Consider the following 19,867-nt stretch of genomic DNA (forward strand, 5'->3'; position numbering starts at 1 on the left):
TCAAGAATTTTTGCCCTGAATAGAAGAGAAAATTATGCCTAATGTCAATGTTTTTCGCGGCTCGGATGCTTCGCTGGTTTTAGCTGTCGATAATCAAGAATCAGTCGAGGGGAAATTAGCAGAAGCTTTGATCGGGAAGTACGAATTATCTAGCGTAGTGGGACGTTTGCAAAATGTCCAGGTAAAGGTAGAAAACGAATTACGACCCTATCACGAATTAGGAAAACGCTTTGCTACAGAATTACGTCCGGGTAATATTAGCGTTTCGGGTTTTATCGATCGCGCGCACATCAATGGAGCCCTGTTACACTTACTCCTAGGTGATGGGGCGACGAGTCCTCCTCCTACCGGCGCAATTCCTCAGCCTTCTTTTAATATTGTCATCTCGCTGAAAAATCCAGCTTTACCAGATAACAGCAGTACGCTGACAGTCTTTGGGGTCAAGTTTGAAAGCTGGAGTTTTACTTTACCTGAAGATGATTTTGTGATGGAAGGAGTGACGTTTAAAGCTTTACGAATTAGTTCTGAGGAGACAGGTTGATAGTTTACCTATCAACAACAGAAACCAGGTTTTTTACCTTGGGTGCGGGCTCGATCGCGTATTTTCGTAAAAAACCCGGTTTCTGAGTCCCCATGCGTCCAGGACTAATATAGTGACAACTATCACCTCGGTAAAAAAAAACCAGAACCCTTGACTTTTTCTGCGTAATTCCTGACTTAAACTTTTCCTAAATCCTCACCCTCAAATGCAATTTTTAACGCCGGAAGAACTGCTAGGTGGTTCAGAAATTATTTTTGATGTCGCGATTCCCCCAGAGGTATTGGAACATAGCACAAGTAGCACTAATCAAGAGCGGGAATTAGTGGTTCAATTGCGTCCGCTGACGATTGGGGCTTTTGGGCTGATTATGAAAGCAGCGAAAAGCGATCCCGCCCTGATTCCTTTGTTGATGATTAAAGAATCCTTAGTACAACCTAGTCTCTCCTTGGAACAAGTTAAAAGCATGAATCTAGGATTAGTTAACTTTCTGATCGCTGAGATTCGGCAAATTAGCGGATTGACGGAAAAAAAAATGAGTTCGAGTTAAGTAATTCGCCACTGGTGTTAGCTAGCTTTCGATTAGCGCGTGCTTTTGGTTGGACTCCTCAACAAGTGGGATCGATGACAATGGCGCAGGTGTCAATGTATCTACAACTGTTAGATGAGGAAAATCGCTCGGAAAAATGAGGGGATGTGGCGATGTGGGGATGGCTTTTGTTAGTGAAGTGGAGAGGAGAAACAAATTGAAGATGGCTGATGAAAGTTTAAAAGATCTTGGCATCAATCTGAGCAATGAATTTCAAGCTTTATTGTGTAACTATACGAGTGGATGGTTGACTGACAATCTTTTGAGTAGCGAAGATTGGGCGGAAATCGCGCTTTTGTATCAGGAAACTGAGCGATTCGAGGGAGTCATCAATGAATCTAAAGTTTGGGAAAAATTGCTGACTACAGGGTTTATTCCGCCAGATTTGGGAAGTTCAAATAAGATCAATCTAGGGGAGGGAACTACATCGGACGATCGCCCAACAATTCATCCTTACTTAGAAACTTGGAGAAGATACGAGTCTTTGGTTAATCCCGATCGACCAATCCCTACTGCTAATAGCCAATCTAGTTATGCAAAAAGGCGATCGCCATCTTTATCTCTGGGGGATACTTCGTCAAAACCTCAAGTGATATCCCAGAGAGTTGTGGCGCCGGGAGAAGGGCAAAAAAATCATCCTGCGCTGGGGAATTATTCAGATTCTGTGGCAGAAATTCCCCTGGTAGATACAAGGATTAATCCTAGGGATTTAGGTTTTGATGAATCTGATGCTGAGGGAGGCGATCGAGTTTTATCTCAGGAGTTAGGCTTGTCTAAATCTGATTCTGACCAAAATTATGAAGTTTTGTCTGTAGTGGATGAACCAAGGGAAATAAAAACACAATTTGCCCAGAATGTCAATCTACCAAAATTGGAGAATGCGACAGAACAAACAGAGCACATTCAGAGGGATTTTGCCCAAAATTCACTGGGAATGAAAGGCTTAAAAGATTTGTCGGCTTTTTTGGTATCGCAGCCCAATCAAGAACATATAATTGAGGCGGATTTACTCAGTAAGTCTTCTTCAGAAAATCTCCTGTTTTCCGAAAGTGAATTAGCCGATTCTCAGATGGAAACATCGGAAAAAATGAGTTATGTTTCGGATGTTTCCGAAGAATTTGTAGCAGCCAAGGGTGGATGGCTGGAACCACAAGAGAGTGAGGTGGAAAATAGGACGAAAATAGCTGATGATAGTAGAAATAGGTACGCTATGGTAGAAGCATCTTTGCATAGCGATCGCCATCCCGAACTAGAGATGGAGACAATTTTAGAGGCGATCGCCCAAGAAATAAATCGAGAATATCGCCGATTTTATGGGGAGTAATTATGGCCATCAAATTAGGAAAAGTTGAACTCAATAAAGTGCATAAAATTGTCACCTTAGAACAAGCGGATTGGGTGACTCATCGGATTCCTGGTAAATTGGGAAATCTGGTGCAAGATTTGGGAAGGGATTCGGTACAATTGGAAATTAGCGGAATTTTTTACGGACAAAAAGCAGGGGATGATTTAGATTTTCTGCGAAAAATCCACAAACAGCGAAAAGCCGTTGACTTTGTGGCGGAAATAGTCGGTCAAGCCTATTTTAGCCAAGTTGTATTAGAAAAAATGGAAGTGTGGCAACTTGCGCGATCGCCCGATGAATTTAGCTATCGGCTGATTGTCCAAGAGTATGTGGAACCTCCCAAACCCATTGCATCCCCAGGAGTTTCTAATCTAGATCAAAAAATTAAGCTTGATGCTGCTAAACTGATGGATGTTGTGAGTCTGACTGATGCTTTGCAAATGGGGAATTTGCCAGAAATTACTAACCCGATCGCACCTTTGAAAACAGGTTTAGAACCTGTGAAAGAAGCCACTAAAAACTTTGGCCAAGCGACTGCTGGATTGAAAGCACTTTTTAACATTTAGTGCTGAAATATAGCAGTCCTAAATGAGTCGTAAAGTTTTTACCCCACCCCAACCCTCCCCTTATTAAGGGGAGGGAGTAAGAAATTCACAAATGATTTAGGATTGCTATATTCAAATAGACCTAGGAGTAAATACCAGCCACCTGTTTGATTTCAATTGTTCCCCGAAATTCTGGAAATCTGCTCAAAAAAACAAACATTTCATCTTTACCTTGGGAATTAAAGTTATGGCACTTTCTCTATTAGAAGATTTAAATTCCATTAACCCTGAAGCTGCATTGGCTGATTTCACAAATCAACTTAGTCACCCCGAAACTATTCTGGGTAAAGTAACACCACAACTGCCAGATTTTGAGGAATTCAAAAAGGGCATAAATCTGCCAAAATTAGATTTAAGCAATATAGAAAAGACAATTTCATCAGTTCCTTTGTCAGCCAATGAACTGAAAGCAGAAGTAACTACTAAATTCCATCAACTCACTACGCTGAATTTGGCAAGTTTATCCGCAGCTATTCCGCTTCCTAGTGCTGATACTTTTCAAAATATAGATTTGGTGGGTGAAGTTAAATCAACAATTGTCAGTTTGACTCAAGACTTGAGCTTCAGTATCAGCCTTGGCGATTTGCCACCTGTTGCTAACTCGATATTTAGTGAGTTTAACGAATTTCTGAGTAAGGCCCAAATGTTGCCAGTGCGGACATTTAATGCTTTGTTAAAGGTGTTTCAGAAATTACTCGATCAACTATCTAATCCTGATGAATTACTCAGCCAACTGGGTTCGGCTAGTTTAACCAGCCTTTTTACAGATCAAGTTTTATCCTTAAGCCAACAACTTCCTTCCCAGGCGATTAAGAGTATTGAAACGAATATTCATCAGCGTCGTGAATATTTGGGTGAATATCAAGCTATTCTGAACCAGTTGGAAAATCCCAACAAACTCGACAAATTATCGATGGCAGAGTTGCGTCAAAAAACTAGGAAACTTTCTCGAAATATTGAGGAAAATGAAGCGAGAATTAAAAGGGCGATCGCTAATTTAAATAAGTTCACCATCGAGAGTTTCAATACTGCTTTAGTTCAACTTTCGCAAGTGGCAGCAAGCGATGAAAATACGCTTTCCTTAGTGCCGCTATTTAATCAGCTTCAAGTTTATATCGACACGATCGATCGAAAAGTTGCAGAGATTACGGCTAAACTGCGACAGTTTACCCAAAAAATCCCCCAACTGATTGATACTGCTATTAGCAAGGCGGAGGAATTGGCCAGACAAGCGACTACAGCCATTGCTCAGGCGATCGACAAAGGTAAGGACGTTTTAAGTCAAATCAAAAGTTTTCTGTCTGATGCAATCCGGGAAATTAAAGATTTCATTGACAAAATTTGCGCGGAATCAATGGAGTTGGTTAAACCTCTAAAGCGGAGTTGCAACGAAGCCTCAACATTTGTGGTCAATAATATTAATAAAATTTCGGTGGAAATTCACAAAACAACGGAGGAAGTAAGAAGCAGTATCGGGGGATTAAACACCAAAATTGAAACTAATCTTAACAGGCAAGCTTTAGAGGATAAAATCAATCAATTACTCGATCGAGTTACGCAAGTCCTAGATAATCCCCTAGTAGATCACAGTCTCAAAGAGGCAGAAAGTGGGATTAAATTGATTACTGATAACTTAGGAAAAGTATCACTTAAACCTGCATTTAAGGCGGTAGTTGATAAAACTGGCGATCTAGAAACTAAGTTGCGCGGGATTGATGCGGCTAAGCTTAGTACCCCAACTAAAGTGGCTCTGAAAGTGGGGACGACAATTATTAAAGAGGTGGATGTACCGGGGATTGTCAATCCAGAATTGAACTTGGCTTTTGCAGAAATTCTGGAGCCGATAGAAGACTTGGTAGGATTGATTCAGGGAGAAGTTGATAAAATTGATGCACAAATTCAATCTTTTAAACCGGGAAGTTTAATTGAAAAAGTTGTCAAGCCTTCTCTAGATACGGTGGTAGCGAAAATTGATGAGTACAAACCTTCGATTTTGCTGAAACCAGTTAAGGATTTTTATGATGAAATGCTTGGGAAGCTGGATGCGATCGATCCTCAACAGTTAGTTGATAAGTTAGATGAGCTTTATCAAAAACTGGTGCAAATTATTGAATCTTTGTCTCCAGATAGGATGACTGATTTTCTGAACGAGCAGTTGGCAATTGTGACTAAAAATTTGGATGAGATTCCGGTAGAAGCTTTAGTAGCAAAAGTGAATGAGGGATTGAATCAAGTTGATAAGTTGATGGCGAGTGTGGGTTTGGCAGATGTGGTGCAATCGGATTTTTGGCTAACTTTAGAAAGTATTTTGAGCTATAGTTTTGCTGACAAAATTAAGCAAATTGAATCTCTGCGCGATCGCGTGGTGGAGCGAGTTAATGCGATGGGTACAGAGCAGTTAACGGTATCTGTAGGAGGATTGAAACAGGCAATTACAGATTATGTGAAAATTCAGAAAAACCCGAATGTTGGTTTTGATTTGAGCAGTTTGCAAGCGGCTGTCAGCGAATATGCTCCGGTGATGGTTGAAGTGCAGGTGTTGTGGGAAGCAAAGCAATTGACTTTGGCTAAATTTAGTCCCCAAGCAGAATTGGCGGTGGATTATCAAGATTTGCGCGATCGCCTACAAAGACTTTATGATGGCATCAACACCACCAATCCGCAGTCAGTTTATGAACGAGTGGAGCAATTGCTAACAACAGAAGGCGATCGCCTCAAACCAAATAAACCCGAAAGTATTGAAGTGATTCAAAACTTTAATACCGAGCAGATTCTTACCAGTTTCAAACAATTCTTACCAGAGGAATTGGATCGACAACTGATTAATCCGATCAAAAACCTGCTCAATTCCCTAGATAATTTACTAGCACAACCTCGTTCCGTGCTTGGTGATATCAAACTGGTGATTCAAAAATTGTCAGAAGCACCAGGAAGATTAGCAAATATTTTGAGCAATATTGCCACGAATTTAGGCGCTCAAATCCGCGATGCTATTAATGCAGTGAAAGCTGTAATTAATAGTCTAGTTAGCGAAGTGGTGACGGCATTGCAAGGAACCTATAACAATGTTTTGGAGACTGTAAAATCCCTCAGCCCGCACCGAATTCTCAATAGTTTTGAAGACAGCGATTTTATCAATTTTGATCAGTTTCTGGAAAAAATGCGGGAATCTCAAGACAGTATGACTGTTTATATCAAATCTCAATTGACTGCGAATACTCAGTCTTTGCTTGCTGTCAACTCCCCCGGCACAAAAGTAGCAGTAATTCGGGATTTAAATCGCTTACTGTTGGATGAAAACCTCTATAAACCAGACCAATTACAGGGAATACAACTATCCCCAGAAGCGCAGAAGTTATCTCAAGGTGACTATAGAAATAATATTGTTCACTTCAACCGGGTGTTGATAGAATCGAATTATACCGGGGAATTGGTGATGAATGTTGAGTCAATTTTTCCCTATCTCCAGCAGCAATTAGCAGAAATTTATCCGCAAAATATTGTCGATGAATTGGATAAATTGCACGCTAAGATTATTCAATTGTTCCACGATCTTCTGGGTGCTGTCGCCAGTAGTCTCGATGGTCAGTATCAGAAAGTTGTCAAGAAAACTGAAGCCCTACGGGAGGCAATTAATAAGTTGTTTAAAGACTTAAGGGCGAGGCTGGAACAGCTAAAAAGTGAACTCAATATTGGGTTAGAAGATGTGGAGGAAGCTTTCGATCGCCTGTTAAATGCTTTACCAGTATAGGGGTGATTTTGATGTTAAAGTAGGGACAAAGGCTTTCGCCCATAGGTGTCAACTTAAGCATGAAAGCCCTGAGAAATCTGGTTTTTACCTGAGTCTAGATCCCCCTAAATCCCCCTTAAGAAGGGGGACTTTGATCGGACTCTTGTCCCCCCCTTCTTAAGGGGGGCTAGGGGGGATCTAGGCTTAATAGTCAAACAGCCGTTTCTGACAGGGTTTGACGTTAAGTTTACACCTATGGGCACGCTTGAGTTTCCCTACGGGGATCGCTCGCTCTGGGATGTACTTCATAAACCTGCAATCTGCTGTAAATGCTTTACCAGTATAGGGGTGATTTTGATGTTAAAGATTAGTTACAAAATCAAACTCGGCAGAACTACCTACACGGCGAACGATGGAACGCTGTTACTCGATTTGCGATCGCACGCTTCTTTGCATATTCCCGTCAACACTTGTCGGATTGTGTTAGGTATCCCGAAAAATGTGGAGGTTTATCCCAAAGATCCGGTATCTATAGAAATCGGTTACGAGAAACAAACTACCTTAGTATTTACAGGTAGAGTGACTTGTGTAGATTGGGAAATCGATCGCGTTCAGATTGAGGCGGCTAGTGCTTTTACTGATTTAACTTTGCTGCGATTGAATCGGGTTTATGAAAAATCTCATGGGGGGGATATTGTTAAAGATATTCTCAGACAAGCGAAGTTGACTATTGGTAAAGTTGAGAATGGGATTAAATTTTCGGTTTATACGGTGGGCGATCGCCAAAATGCGGCCGATTGCTTGTATAACTTAGCTAAACAGTGCGGTTTTGATGTTTATGCTAACGATCGCGATCGGGCAGTTTTTTCCCAGTACAGTCCGGCTATAACTCATACTTTTACTTACGGTGAAGATTTGCTCAAATACTGCTCAAAACAACCCCAAAAAGGCATCGAAAAAGTAGAAATTTATGGAGAAAGTCCAGCCAGTCAAGGACAAGGAGAACAGGCTTATTCTTGGTTGACTAAAAACGAAGTCAAAGCCACGGCGGGTGCGAGTGGAAACCTTCTGCGAATGGCAGATCCCACCGCACGCAGCCAAGCTGTTGCTCAAAGTATTGCACGGGGGGTGCTAAGTCATCTGAAACAAAAGCAACGGGGACAGATCGTGGCGATGGGTGCAGCCAATGTCAAATTAGGCGATGGTATCCAAATCACAAAAATGCCCATTAGCAAGCAAAATGGCAGTTTTAAAGTGACTGGAATTAAGCATATCCTGAACCGCCATCAGGGTTTTTTAACCACGATTGATTGGGAGGAAAAATAATGGATTCAATTATTGGGGTAATGCAAAAAGTTGCCCAGCAAGAAGCACAAAAAATTTATACTACCGAACTTGGCATCGTGACGGCAATATTTCCCCATGCTTCGGATAGCGATAAAGATAACTACCAATGTTCCGTAAGATTGAAGAATAAAAAGCAGCCCGATGGCAAAGATTTTGAATTGCGGAAAGTCCCAACTGTTACGCCCCATATTGGACTGGCGAATATTCCCAATGTGGGGGATTTAGTCTTGGTGACTTTTATTGGAGGCGATATTAATGCTCCGATAATTATTGGGCGGTTGTATAATGATGAAGACCAACCTCCAGTCAATAAAGAAAAGGAATTTTTGCTGCAACACGATCGAGAACAAGGGGGGAGTTTAAAAATTGATCGAGAGGGAGCAATTACCGTCACTAGCAAAAATGAAAAGCACGTAATTACGGTTAATGATGATAAAATTGATCTGACGAATGAGAAATGTCATTTAACTTTAGAGGGGGGAGATGCTACGCTCAAAAATGAACAATGTAAAGTAGTTTTGAGTGGTGGCAACATTACCATTGATAATGGTACTTGCAAAATTAAAATCGAAGCTGGGGGCATTACTATTGACGCTGCTAGTAACAATGTCACTGTCAAAAGTATGGGTAGCATTAAAATTGGTGATGCTGCGACCGGTTCGATCCAAGTTGGCGGCCGATTATTAGCTAATGCAGTGGGCGATGGTGATGATATTATTCTCAGTATGCACACTCACATGGGGAATTTAGGTGCGCCTTGTCCGGTGATGGTCCCAACTGAAAAGATTAATTCTATTCAAGCCAAAGCTAGAAATACTCAAGTCGGTTAATTGCTCGTTTGTTTAGTCAACTTTCTACTCCAAATATTAAGAATATGGTCAGAATCAAAGGTGCTAATAGCGATTATGTTTATGATACAGGGAGTCAAACGATTCAGGAAAAGCCCAATGCCGATCCGTTATATTTAGAGATTTTTATCTGTCCCAACGATATGCCGAGTCGGGTAGAAAAACCCCATGCTAAGGGTTTTTGTCAGGGGACTGATGAAACTTGTCCAGATCCCCAAAAGTCCGGTCATGCTAAGATTTGCTTAGACCAAAAAGATGGGATTTCTTTGGTGACTAAGAATCGGATTGTGGCTCAAGGTAATTTTGCTGTTGAACATGATGGCAAAAGAGCGATCGAGGTGACAGAGCGATCGATTACAGTTAGCTTTGGTGGTACTATTATCAAAATTGCCGAGGGTGACATTCAGTTATCTAGTCAGAATGAGAAACCCATTCAAATTTCTGGTAATTTAGCGATCGCTGGGAATGTCAAAATCACCGGAAAAGTTGACTTGAGTCAAGCCGATGTAACCTTTTCTCAAGCAACCATAGAAACAATCAAAAAATCGTGATAAATTATGGATGATGATTTACAAAATTTAGATTTAAAACTAACTCTCTACTCCAGAGATTTAGAATCGCAGAATCGTCAATTGCTCAGATTTGCCGATTGGAACAACGTAGATTTAGAAGCCGAGAATCGCGACTTAGCAACGGTAACAAAAATAGATAATTTAAGTCAAGCGATTTTAAATCGACTTTATACCCGCAAAGGAGAACTAGCTAGTTTAGGACATCCCGATTATGGTTCGCGCTTATATCTGTTGGTGGGCGAACTAAACAACATAAAAACCCAAGGTTTAGCCAATATTTACATCCGGGAATGTTTGCATCAAGAAAGCAGAATAGATGAGATAATTGATATTGTTTTTGAACCGCCATCTCGCTTGAAAGACCCTAACACTTTAAAAGCTAAAATCATCGTAAAAGTGGTAGATTTAGATACACCGCTGACTCTGAATATATCGATAGTTGGAAATTAAGAAGTTTGATTATGGTTTTTGAACAGAAGAATTTTACCCAAATATTTGAGGCGATGCGCGATCGCACCGTCTCCACCGTCAGCGACTTTCAAACCGGAAGTGTGGTTCGCACCCTGTACGAATCCTTCGCTTATGAAATGGCGATTTTGTACGAAGAAATGCAGCGGGTTTACCTATCTGCTTATGTGGATACCGCCGCCGAAGTTGATCTAGATAAAGTAGTCGCGATTTTAGGGATTAAACGCGGCGAACCAGATTATGCTACCGGAATAGTTACTTTCGATCGCGATTTGGGACTGGATGAAAATATCACGATTCCCATCGGAACATTAGTCACCACAGAAGATAAGGAAGAATCACCGAAAAAAGCTTACAAAACCATTGAATCGCAAATTATTCCCCCCACGGAAACATCGATCAAAGTGCGGGTACAAGCCATACAGCCAGGAGAAACAGAAGTTACAAAAGCGGGAACTGTAAAAATCATGCCCCAGCCGATACCGGGGGTGAAAACAGTTGATAATCCCGAAGCAATTGTCTTTACTGGTAAGCTGCGGGAGACAGACGAACAACTGCGGGAACGGGCTAAAAAAGCTTTGATTGCTGCTAGTAATGCCAATACGACATCGATTGAAAATGCCCTGTTGAGTTTACCGGGAGTTAGGGAAGTTAAGGTTAGAGAAAACTTTCATAATGCGAAAGGAAAAGTCAGTCTGTCTAGTACGCCAGTATCAGCGGAAAAATTGCCCCTTCACATTCCCAGAGGGACAGAATTAACTATTGTTCTGGAAACCACTACTAGAAAACAATTTATCACAACGGAAAGCATCAATTTTACCGGTGAAACGGTAGAAGTGAGTGTTCAAGCATCGATCCCAGGAAAAGCCGGAGAATTAAACCAAAGTTATACTACGCAGTGGGAACCATTACGCATTAATGAGCTTAGTTTTAATCTCAGTAATAGTGAACCGATCGAGTTGCGGGAGTTTGGTGTTATTGAAGTATTCGTCGATGGGATAGACTTTGAAGATACCAATAAAGTTAGCCAAATCAAACAGGAGATTGAACGGGTAAGGGCTGCGGGAATTTATGCGATTTTAAAGCCCGCGAATGCCATTGAAATTGATGGTGTTTTCCGCATTGAATTAAATTCAAATTTGCGGATATCTGCTGCGGAAAGGATACAAATTGAGGAACAGGTAGAAAAGGCGATCGCCACCCACCTCAAAACTCAGAAAATGGGACAACCGCTGTTGATATCCCAACTTACTCGCAAAATTTTAGACTGTCAAAACGTCAGCGATTTATTAGATTTTGCTCTGAAAACGACGCGCCAAGTAGGGAAAAAACCAGAAGTCGATTCCTATGCTTCTACTGTGAAGACTGTGAAGCGATTGGAAGCAGATATTCTGGAAAAATTCACTGTTAAATCCATCCGCGTTGCTTCGGAAATTAAATCTTTAACTGTAGATGTGCAAGTAAAAGCCCCAAGTTTAACCCAGGAAACTCACAATACTTTCCTCGAAACACTGCAAACCTATTTCCAGCGTCTATTGGTGGGTGAAAGTATTAGTGTCAGTGCGATTAAAGCTCAACTAAATGCCGAAGTCGAAGTGTGGCTGAATCCCCATTTATGGAATCCCAAAATGAGTTTTGATGGCCAAACAGTAGAGGTGAGTTTTGTTGAAAAAGGCAAGCTAGGAAAAACTTTTATCTTCTCTAATTTCCTGAGAATTAGTGGTGCGATTAAACTGATATTGCCGCTTACCATCACTGCTTTGGAAAAACAGACAGTATTAACCAAAGTCAGACAAGAATTGAGCGATTATCTGGAACAGCTAAAGCCGGAAGAAAATATCGAAATTGACAAATTTGTCAATCGGGCGCTTGACGTTGAATCGGTGCTTGATGTTAATTGGAAATTAGGAGATTTTCAGGTATTAGATTTAGAAAATGCTCGCGATCGCCTAGATGTTCAGAAAAAAGAAATTCGGGTGGAACCATTTGAAAAAACCCAGTTGGCGGCTGATTTTGCGATCGATAGTGATGTCCAGGTAGTGCCGATCGCCATTAGCAAGTTAAAACTGAGACTGAATACCACCGGATTACCACCGGAAAATATCAATCCAGAACAGCTAAAAACCGCCATGAAAGAGACTTTAACCAGTCTGTTTACCCCCAGTTTTACCCAACAGTTGCCGAGTTTGAATCTGGGCGAAAATCTCGACTACGAGCAATTGCGAACTAACTTGCTATCATTAATTCGCGATCGGGCTAACAATCTTTCCCTAGCCACCTTGCAAACCTTGATTCCTGACGGTGACAACAAAGCACAACTCATTGATGTTACCCGAATTTTTCTGCGGGGGGCAGATTATACCCTAGATACTTTAGAACTTACGGCGCGAGAAAGCATTTTCACCCAGCAGGATATCCCGATGCGGATTATGGAACGCGCCCAACTAGAACCCCTCAATCTTAGCGGGGATAACCTACAAATTATCGTGGAAATTACCGGAGGTTAATTGTCATGGAAAAACTCGGTAAAACCCTCAACATCGCCAGTCGCTTACCCCACTTTTACGACACCCAAAATGTCGAAAGTGTGCTATATCAATTTATCGATGTTTTTGGCGCAATCATCGAACAAGCAGAAACTGACTTATTGGATGTGATGCACGCCCATCACGTAGATACCGCTACTAATGAAGGTTCTCAAGGTTTTATTGGTCAGCGAAAAGGCGATTTAGATAAATTACTTACTATCTATTTAGAAGCCTTGGGTGGTACATCTCAACTGATTCAGGTTAGCGATCGCTTTAGCCTCGGTTCGATCAAAAATGTTGATAGCTTCGTCGCGAAACTGCAAACAAATACCGACATAGTATCCCAGGAGTTACGCAAAAATCTGACTCTCGAAACTAACCAAATACTCGATCGCTACCAAGTAACTCAGCCCATATTTCACGAAGATTCATTTAAAAATCTACCCCAATTAGCAATTTCAATTCTCGTCGCCCAACATCCAGTCAGTAAGTATCTCCACTCTCAACTAAATTCTGAAACCCAACAACTTTTAAGCCTATATGACGGTAGCGAATCCGTACCCCAACCCCTACAAGAAATACTCTTAACACTACTCAACCAGCAACTCACAAAACCAGATTTTTACGCCAAAAATAAGGCATACTTTAAGAGTATACTACTACTAGAAAGCGTTAAGCAACTCATAGCAGCCCCCACTAATCACGACGATCGCCAACGACTGCACCGACTGCTATTAGAAGCAGCCTATCCCGAATATATTGAGTCTAGCAACATTCCCTCAAAAGGTGAAGTTGAACAAGCCTTAATTGCCGAACTAAATCGCTTTTTAGAATCCTACAAACCCGAAAATGATCCCCTAGATACTACCAATCGCATCAAACAAAATCGCCTGCTGTTAGAAGCCACTTATCCCAGGGAACTAGAAAAAAGTTATGCCCCTTATCGGGAAAGACTGAAAGGGATTATCGCGATTTTGCGGCAAGGTGCAGCCACTCGTCAAGGGATTCTCGATTTAGTCGCAGCTAACTTGGGAATTTTAGGCGATTCAGAGGCTGCTTTAGCGGCCAAAAAGCAAATTCGGATCGAAGAATTTGACCCGGAAAAAACCTGGATACGTCCTCCGAATACTTCCTTCGGTATAGTCGCCTATCACTATCCTTTAAGGTTGTTTGAAGAGTTTGTCGCCGCCAGCCTCAACCCCCAACCATCGGAAATTGAAATTTTCTTGGAAGTTCCATCAACTTTACCTGTGGAATGGTTGTATAATCCCCGAATAGTTCATCTCGATACTGGAAATTTTATCTGCTACCAAGGCAGGATAAAATCCGGTGATAAGTTATTATTTCGAGGGAATACCGTCTTAGTCAATGGACAACCTTTTCACACTCAAGAAAACACGCCATTACTACCAATCAGTAACTCTCGGTGGCGCTTTGAAGCCCAAATTATCGGGGATTATCCTGTCGGTTTATTCGATCGGCAAAAGTTTGATTCCAGTACCCTAGGTTTTGCTGAAGTCGCCATCCATTTAGAGATGCGAATTTACAAACTTAATCCTGGGATGTTTGAAGTGACAATTCCTTGGGATATTCCCGGATATTCTGATAAGTTTGGTGAAGCGTCAGATCATCCGCGACACCAAATTGCTAATATCATTGATCATGTGAAAGGTGCCGGTGTTTTGGCCCTGATTAATTATGAAAAAGTTTTCCGAGAAACCCATGATTTACAACTCAGGTTAACCGTGGTGCGATCGCCTTTTCTGGAAACTCACATAGCCGAAGAAAAATTTAATCTTCTGGGCTTAAAAGTTCCCTATCCCGACGGCATTAGACACGAAATGAGTGAGAAATTGTTAACTACTGGAGTGTTTGATTATGCTATATTTGACAATGGCGATCGCTTTCCCTCTATCCCACCTCCCGCCCCGGACGAAAATTACCATGAAATGACCGATAATTTCTTAATCTCCGGTGTATTTGATTATACCGATTTCGACTCAGGTAACGGCTTTGAATAACTACCAATTGAGGAAACTAAAACTATGAAAATGGCTGATGCAATGGACATGAAAGGACGATTGATTATCCAACAATTTAATCCCGCAGGTGAACTTGTCGATGAAGTTAAAGCCAATAATTTCATCGTCTATAGCGGACGAGATTTAGTTGCGAAAATGTTTTTAAATCAAAAAATCGAGCCGATCCGTTATCTGGCGATCGGTACTGGGAGTAATCCGGTGAATCCAGTTGAAGATACCGCATTGCAAAAAGAAGTATTTCGCAAAGAAGTCAAACCCCTGGATCTTGCCAGAGATTTAAGCGATGCCGATGAAATCCCGATTAAAGTTGAAAGCGGAACCGTCAGACAAAAAAATCGCAAGGTGAGATTGTGCGTTGACTTAGACTTTGCCGAACCCCCCAATCAACCGCTAGCTTTGACTGAAGCCGGACTATTTAATAGCGCCCAAGGTGGAATTATGTACAATCGAGTCGTATTTCCCAACATTACTAAAACGGCTGATTTCAAGCTGACTTTAGTTTGGGAAATCATTTTTTAAATTGGCGATTCAAAAATTCAGCATAGGTAAAAATAATGACTACCAATAACGGCAAATTTGCTCCCCAACATAAAAAACCAGGCGATTTAATTTTGTCTGATGAATGGAATGCGGGAATGCAGGAAACAGTCCGCTTAGAGAGTGCGAAAGTTAACCGCAAGGGCGGGGATTCTTTAGAGGGGCCGCTGACGATTGAATCAGCATTAGCAGTTACTAGCGTGCAATTAGAAGTTAAAGGTGCTTTAAAGTTGGCAGAGGGAGTAGCTGTCAATCAGTTTTCTAATGATGAGAGTCTCAGCACCAATAGAGATACTATTGTTCCGACTCAAAAAGCGGTAAAAACTTATGTAGATCGGGCTGTTCAAGGGAGTGAAAATCAAGATTTTAAAGCCAAAGATGTGCGGGTTTATGGCAAACTTACCGTGGACGGAGAGGTGATATCGAAAGATATCCAAAAAATGGAGGGTAATGTCGAACTCGGTAATGAAGATCGAGATATTATTACCGTTTTTGGCACAATCAGTTCAAGACATTCTACAAAGAACTTGGTTGTGAATAATGCGATCGTCGCGCCAGCTTTTATTGGTGACGGTGCTCTTGTTAGAGGGATGATTGTGATGTGGTCCGGGCAAGTCGCACAAATTCCTACAGGATGGGCGCTTTGTAATGGTCAAAATGGTACACCAAATTTATGCGATCGATTTATTGTAGGTGCTGGTAATAGTTATGCAGTAGGGGCTACTGGTGGTTCTAATAATGTAACTCTTACCGTAGAACAAATGCCCGCCCACAGTCATGGAGTTAATGATCCCGGTCACAGTCACTCAAAAGGTGCTAGTTGGCCTGGATCGGGGCCAGAACAAGATCAAAGTGGTTCGCCGGAAAATCGCACAGATTTTAATATAAACACAGGTTTTTCTGGGACTGGCATCTCTCTTCAAAACACTGGATCGAGTCAACCACACGAAAACAGACCTCCATATTATGCCCTTGCTTTCATTATGAAGCTATAAATAATGACCAACAATAAGTTAAATAATTAACAATTTTGGGAAAATCCAACAATGACCAACAACGGCACTAAATTCACACCCGAAGTCAAAAAAACAGGCGATCCAGTTCGATCGGCAGACTGGAATGCAGCCATGCAGGAAATCGTCCGACTAGAAACGTCCAAAATCAACCGAGAAGGACCAGAATCTTTACAAGGCCCCCTCACCATAGCCCAAGCTTTGACTGTAAGCGCGATCGCCCCAACCACCAGCACTCCCTTAGAAATCAAAGGAGCTCTCAAACTAGCAGAAGGAGTAGCCGTCAATCAGTTTTCTGCTGATGATAGTCTGAGCAATAATAGCGATAGTATTGTTTCTACCCAAAAAGCGATCAAAAATTATGTAGATACGGCTGTAACCAAATTAGATACAACTGTCAAAACCTATGTGGAAACAACTGTAACTACCTTAGACACAGCTACAAAAAACTATGTCAATAGTCGAGTGCAAGGCAGTGAAACACAAGATTTTCAAGCCAAAGATTTGCGAGTTTACGGCAATCTTACCGTAGTTGGAAATGTAATTTCCAAAAGCACCGAAAAAATGGAAGGAAACGTCGAACTCGGTAATGATGATGGAGATACTGTTACCGTTTTTGGTACAATCAGATCGGGACATTCCTCCGGTTCTCTTCAGGTGCAAACTGCTTTAAAAGTCACCGAAAATTTGATTGTGGATGGTAAGATAGGTCTGGGTACGACATCTCCCAGTGACAAGCTGCACATTCAAAATGGAGATTTCCGCATTGATTCAGGGCAAATTAAAAGTTGGGGAACCCTAACTTTCCGCTCGGATATCGATCGAAGTGGTGATGCTACTTTAGTTAATTTTCTCGATCGAGACAGTCGGAGCGTTCTCTGTATTAATCATGACGGTAAAGTTGGCATTGGCACAACAAATCCAGGGGCGACATTAGAGGTTGACGGCAGCATTCGAGCCAAAAATGTTGAGTCTAGTAACCCGCTCCGACACCGGATGTATCCGAGTGAACCAATTGTTTATCAAGATATTTTTGCGGCCAGAAATGCAGGGGCGATCGCGAAACTAGGAAACCCATCATACTACGATGATACCACCTTTACCGCAAAAAACCTGTGGAACGATCGTCCCATTATTGCCTACGGAGGTAACAATGAGACGGACGGAAACGGTGCTGTTATCAACATTCCCGATGGCTACAATACCGTCTGGGTAAGGGTATTAGGCGAACGATGGAACGCGATCAAGGCATATTTGCTAGATAAAGACAACAAAAAAACCGAAGAAATCGGAGTGTGGACTGGTGGATACAGATCCACAAATTGCTACTGTCCCGACGGTTCCCTCAGTGATAGTTACTCCAATTTTCATCAATGGCTGCCGATCGCGATCGGGACAAATCTCGCCCCACTACCCGCTGGAGAAACTCGGAAACTCGCGCTGATTTCTAAGCCTAATAGTACGAACCATTTGTGGCTTTCTGGGTTAGCATTCAGCAAAAACCCTTGGAGTCATGCAACTCAATCAGCAGTCGGATACCACTGGGCAGTTAATGGCGGTAATGCCACAACCTGGAACTCAGAGAATTGGAAAAGTGATGTACTCGCCATGATTCCGCCCAAGACGAATTTGGAATTGAAAGTTCCAGTCGTACCGTCTGGACGTGACAAGTTGCTCTATCTTGTCGAACATAACAATGACTGGAATGGTTGTATGCACTCTGGCATTACTGTCAATGGAAATCCCATTGAAAGGTTCCTGGGAACTTACGATAACCCATTCGCCCGCCATTGGAACAGCAAATTTTATGAGCGATATATTGCCGCTCGTATCCCGGCAGATCTGATTCCGAAAACCAGTAATCTCACGACCTATCTTAGTGTCAAAATTGATATGAGCAAGCAAAATAGCATTATTCATTTCCGCGAAATTGGCACTCACGATCTAGAAATTCCCTGGAATTACTGATAGTCATGGAGACAAAAACCCGATTTCTTAAGGTAATTGCGTCATTGGAGATTGAGGATGAGAAGGAGAAACCCGGTTTTTTCGGTTGAGTGCGTCCAGGATTGACCGATACCATTAATCGGGTTAGGGTGTGAGTAGGGGTTGACTTTGAGCGGAATCTTGTCCCACCCTTCTTAAGGGAGTAGGGTGTGAGTAGGGGTTGAGTAGGGGGCAAGAATGCGGGGGATCTGGACCAAATCGTCAAACAACACTCTCTGACTGGGTTTGAGGTTAAGTTGACACGAAGAAGGGCACTTGGAGTGTCCAGAGTTGCTATCATTCCGATGCAACCGGAAACGATATGATGTAGGTAATTGATGTAAAACTGTGGTCAGGAACCCCGCCCTTAAGGGACGGGGCTTGCAAGAGTAATCGAACAAGCCATTCTGACCAGCCTAAGTCTTAGCTGACTACGTTATTTGAGTCACGACACCCTGGGATGCGACGCTAGTCCCTTGCTCTGTCGCTGCTAGTTAAACAGTTCTAAGGTCACTGGAACAGTGCTTTGGGCCGGCACAAGCTCTTATAACATTGGCGAAGCGAACTTTACCCGAAAGGGATTGGAGACAACCATATCTCCGAAGGAGGGGCAACCATACCCCTCCGCCTCGAAAGAGGTAGTCAATTAATTTATTGAATCAAACAAAGCCATCCTAAAAGGCGACGTACTGATCGAAGCCGAAGTGATGGGGTTTCAACCCTGCGCTTCGCTCCGCCCAATTTTCTGATGGATTTCAAGAATATTCAAGGGACGCTAAAGCATCCCGTGTCGCTTTTCCTCCCTAGGCTCAAGCCACTGGGTTTCCAAGCTCCCGTGAGGTCTTTATGAAACAACAACTCCAACAACGTCTGCAAGAACTCAAAGCCGAATACGAATCGGGTAAAAAAGTCCTAGGGGATTTAGAGGCAAAACAAGCCAATGTGAGAGATACTTTACTCCGCATGGCTGGTGCAATTCAAGTGTTGGAAGAAGAACTGGTAAAAGCTGACAGCAATACAATCCACACTCCCTCGGAAAATACTTATGCTCTCGATTCTGAAACCCCCGCTAGAGAAGTCTCTCCCCAAAGTAGTCAAAGCTAATTTAGATAGATTATGATTTATAAGCTACTGACGGCGATCGCCAACCTGCTGAAAACCGAACTGAGTGCAGACATTGCTCAGTCAGACCAACATTTTACCACTAAACAGTTAAGGGAATCTCCTTCAGAACCCTTTCCCCAAATTAGTGTTTATTTAGGTAAGTTTACCCTAGATCAAAGCATGAGAAACTTAAAATCTCTCAAGCAGTACCCAGAGGAAAGCCGCCAAGAAATAACTGTAATGCGGGAATTTGAGCAAGAGTTTTTTATTGAGGTGTACGACACTAATTTAGAAAATCTTGAAAAATTCGCCTCTCTCATCTTTGGGATTATCTTAACTAACTCCGAAGACTTGCTGCAAGAGTATAACGTTACTGCCTCTACTAGCTATCAAAGCCAAGAAATCACAACGGTTCACATAATTAATCAGATTAACGTGCTAGAAAGCATTTATAAAACGACCGTAGACACCCAAAGTTTTGAATTAAAATTGCAAGCAAAAGGTCAATTAAAACTGTTAAGAAATATTCACGGTGAGCTGAGTACGATTCAAAACATTAACATTCAATCCCGCCTTCCGCTTGAGATTTGAGAAGTTCAAGTTGAGAATTACAAA

At 42.0% G+C, this 19,867-nt stretch carries 16 protein-coding genes; all 16 read left to right on the forward strand.

Going from position 1 to position 19,867, the window contains the following annotated elements:
- Nucleotides 1-34: 34 nt before the first annotated feature.
- The 16 genes from P2A85_RS15975 to P2A85_RS16050 all read left to right on the forward strand — a co-directional run bounded on the left by P2A85_RS15975 (nt 35) and on the right by P2A85_RS16050 (nt 19,843).
- Nucleotides 35-541: a hypothetical protein gene (locus P2A85_RS15975; RefSeq protein ID WP_377473736.1), complete on the forward strand. Its 507-nt coding sequence runs from the start codon at nt 35-37 to the stop codon at nt 539-541.
- Nucleotides 542-746: 205 nt separating this feature from the next.
- Nucleotides 747-1,088 (forward strand): hypothetical protein, encoded by a 342-nt coding sequence (locus P2A85_RS15980; protein ID WP_371117014.1) that lies wholly within the window; start codon nt 747-749, stop codon nt 1,086-1,088.
- 160 nt (nt 1,089-1,248) lie between these two features.
- Complete coding sequence (locus P2A85_RS15985; protein WP_377473738.1) at nt 1,249-2,451, forward strand: hypothetical protein; 1,203 nt, start codon at nt 1,249-1,251, stop codon at nt 2,449-2,451.
- 2 nt (nt 2,452-2,453) lie between these two features.
- Complete coding sequence (locus P2A85_RS15990) at nt 2,454-3,038, forward strand: DNA circularization N-terminal domain-containing protein (protein ID WP_340550703.1); 585 nt, start codon at nt 2,454-2,456, stop codon at nt 3,036-3,038.
- 226 nt (nt 3,039-3,264) lie between these two features.
- Nucleotides 3,265-6,828 carry a hypothetical protein gene (locus tag P2A85_RS15995; RefSeq protein ID WP_377473740.1) on the forward strand — a complete coding sequence of 1,188 codons (3,564 nt, stop codon included), beginning with the start codon at nt 3,265-3,267 and terminating at the stop codon, nt 6,826-6,828.
- 336 nt (nt 6,829-7,164) lie between these two features.
- A complete protein-coding gene (locus P2A85_RS16000; protein ID WP_377473742.1) occupies nt 7,165-8,133 on the forward strand; it encodes a hypothetical protein in 969 nt (322 codons plus the stop codon).
- Entirely contained in the window at nt 8,133-8,984 is an 852-nt protein-coding gene (locus P2A85_RS16005; protein WP_377473744.1) for a phage baseplate assembly protein V, read from the forward strand. The genes P2A85_RS16000 and P2A85_RS16005 overlap by 1 nt, the downstream gene beginning before the upstream one ends.
- Nucleotides 8,985-9,028: 44 nt before the next feature.
- A complete protein-coding gene (locus P2A85_RS16010) occupies nt 9,029-9,553 on the forward strand; it encodes a hypothetical protein (RefSeq protein ID WP_377473746.1) in 525 nt (174 codons plus the stop codon).
- Between the two features lie 6 nt (nt 9,554-9,559).
- Nucleotides 9,560-10,024, forward strand: a complete 465-nt coding sequence (locus tag P2A85_RS16015) for a DUF2634 domain-containing protein (protein ID WP_377473748.1) — start codon at nt 9,560-9,562, stop codon at nt 10,022-10,024.
- 11 nt (nt 10,025-10,035) lie between these two features.
- Nucleotides 10,036-12,549 carry a baseplate J/gp47 family protein gene (locus P2A85_RS16020; protein ID WP_377473750.1) on the forward strand — a complete coding sequence of 838 codons (2,514 nt, stop codon included), beginning with the start codon at nt 10,036-10,038 and terminating at the stop codon, nt 12,547-12,549.
- A gap of 5 nt (nt 12,550-12,554) precedes the next feature.
- On the forward strand, nt 12,555-14,591 hold the full coding sequence (locus P2A85_RS16025; protein WP_377473752.1) for a hypothetical protein: 2,037 nt from the start codon (nt 12,555-12,557) through the stop codon (nt 14,589-14,591).
- A gap of 30 nt (nt 14,592-14,621) precedes the next feature.
- Nucleotides 14,622-15,131, forward strand: coding sequence for a hypothetical protein (locus P2A85_RS16030; RefSeq protein ID WP_340541226.1), 510 nt, complete (start codon nt 14,622-14,624; stop codon nt 15,129-15,131).
- 35 nt (nt 15,132-15,166) lie between these two features.
- Nucleotides 15,167-16,144 carry a hypothetical protein gene (locus P2A85_RS16035; protein WP_377473754.1) on the forward strand — a complete coding sequence of 326 codons (978 nt, stop codon included), beginning with the start codon at nt 15,167-15,169 and terminating at the stop codon, nt 16,142-16,144.
- A gap of 51 nt (nt 16,145-16,195) precedes the next feature.
- Entirely contained in the window at nt 16,196-18,130 is a 1,935-nt protein-coding gene (locus P2A85_RS16040) for a hypothetical protein (RefSeq protein WP_377473756.1), read from the forward strand.
- An 864-nt stretch (nt 18,131-18,994) separates the two neighbouring features.
- Nucleotides 18,995-19,252: a hypothetical protein gene (locus tag P2A85_RS16045; protein WP_377473758.1), complete on the forward strand. Its 258-nt coding sequence runs from the start codon at nt 18,995-18,997 to the stop codon at nt 19,250-19,252.
- 12 nt (nt 19,253-19,264) lie between these two features.
- Nucleotides 19,265-19,843, forward strand: a complete 579-nt coding sequence (locus tag P2A85_RS16050) for a hypothetical protein (protein WP_377473760.1) — start codon at nt 19,265-19,267, stop codon at nt 19,841-19,843.
- The last annotated feature ends 24 nt before the right edge of the window (nt 19,844-19,867 follow it).

The sequence above is a fragment of the Microcoleus anatoxicus genome, from assembly GCF_042465725.1.
Classification (GTDB): Bacteria; Cyanobacteriota; Cyanobacteriia; order Cyanobacteriales; family Microcoleaceae; genus Microcoleus; species Microcoleus anatoxicus.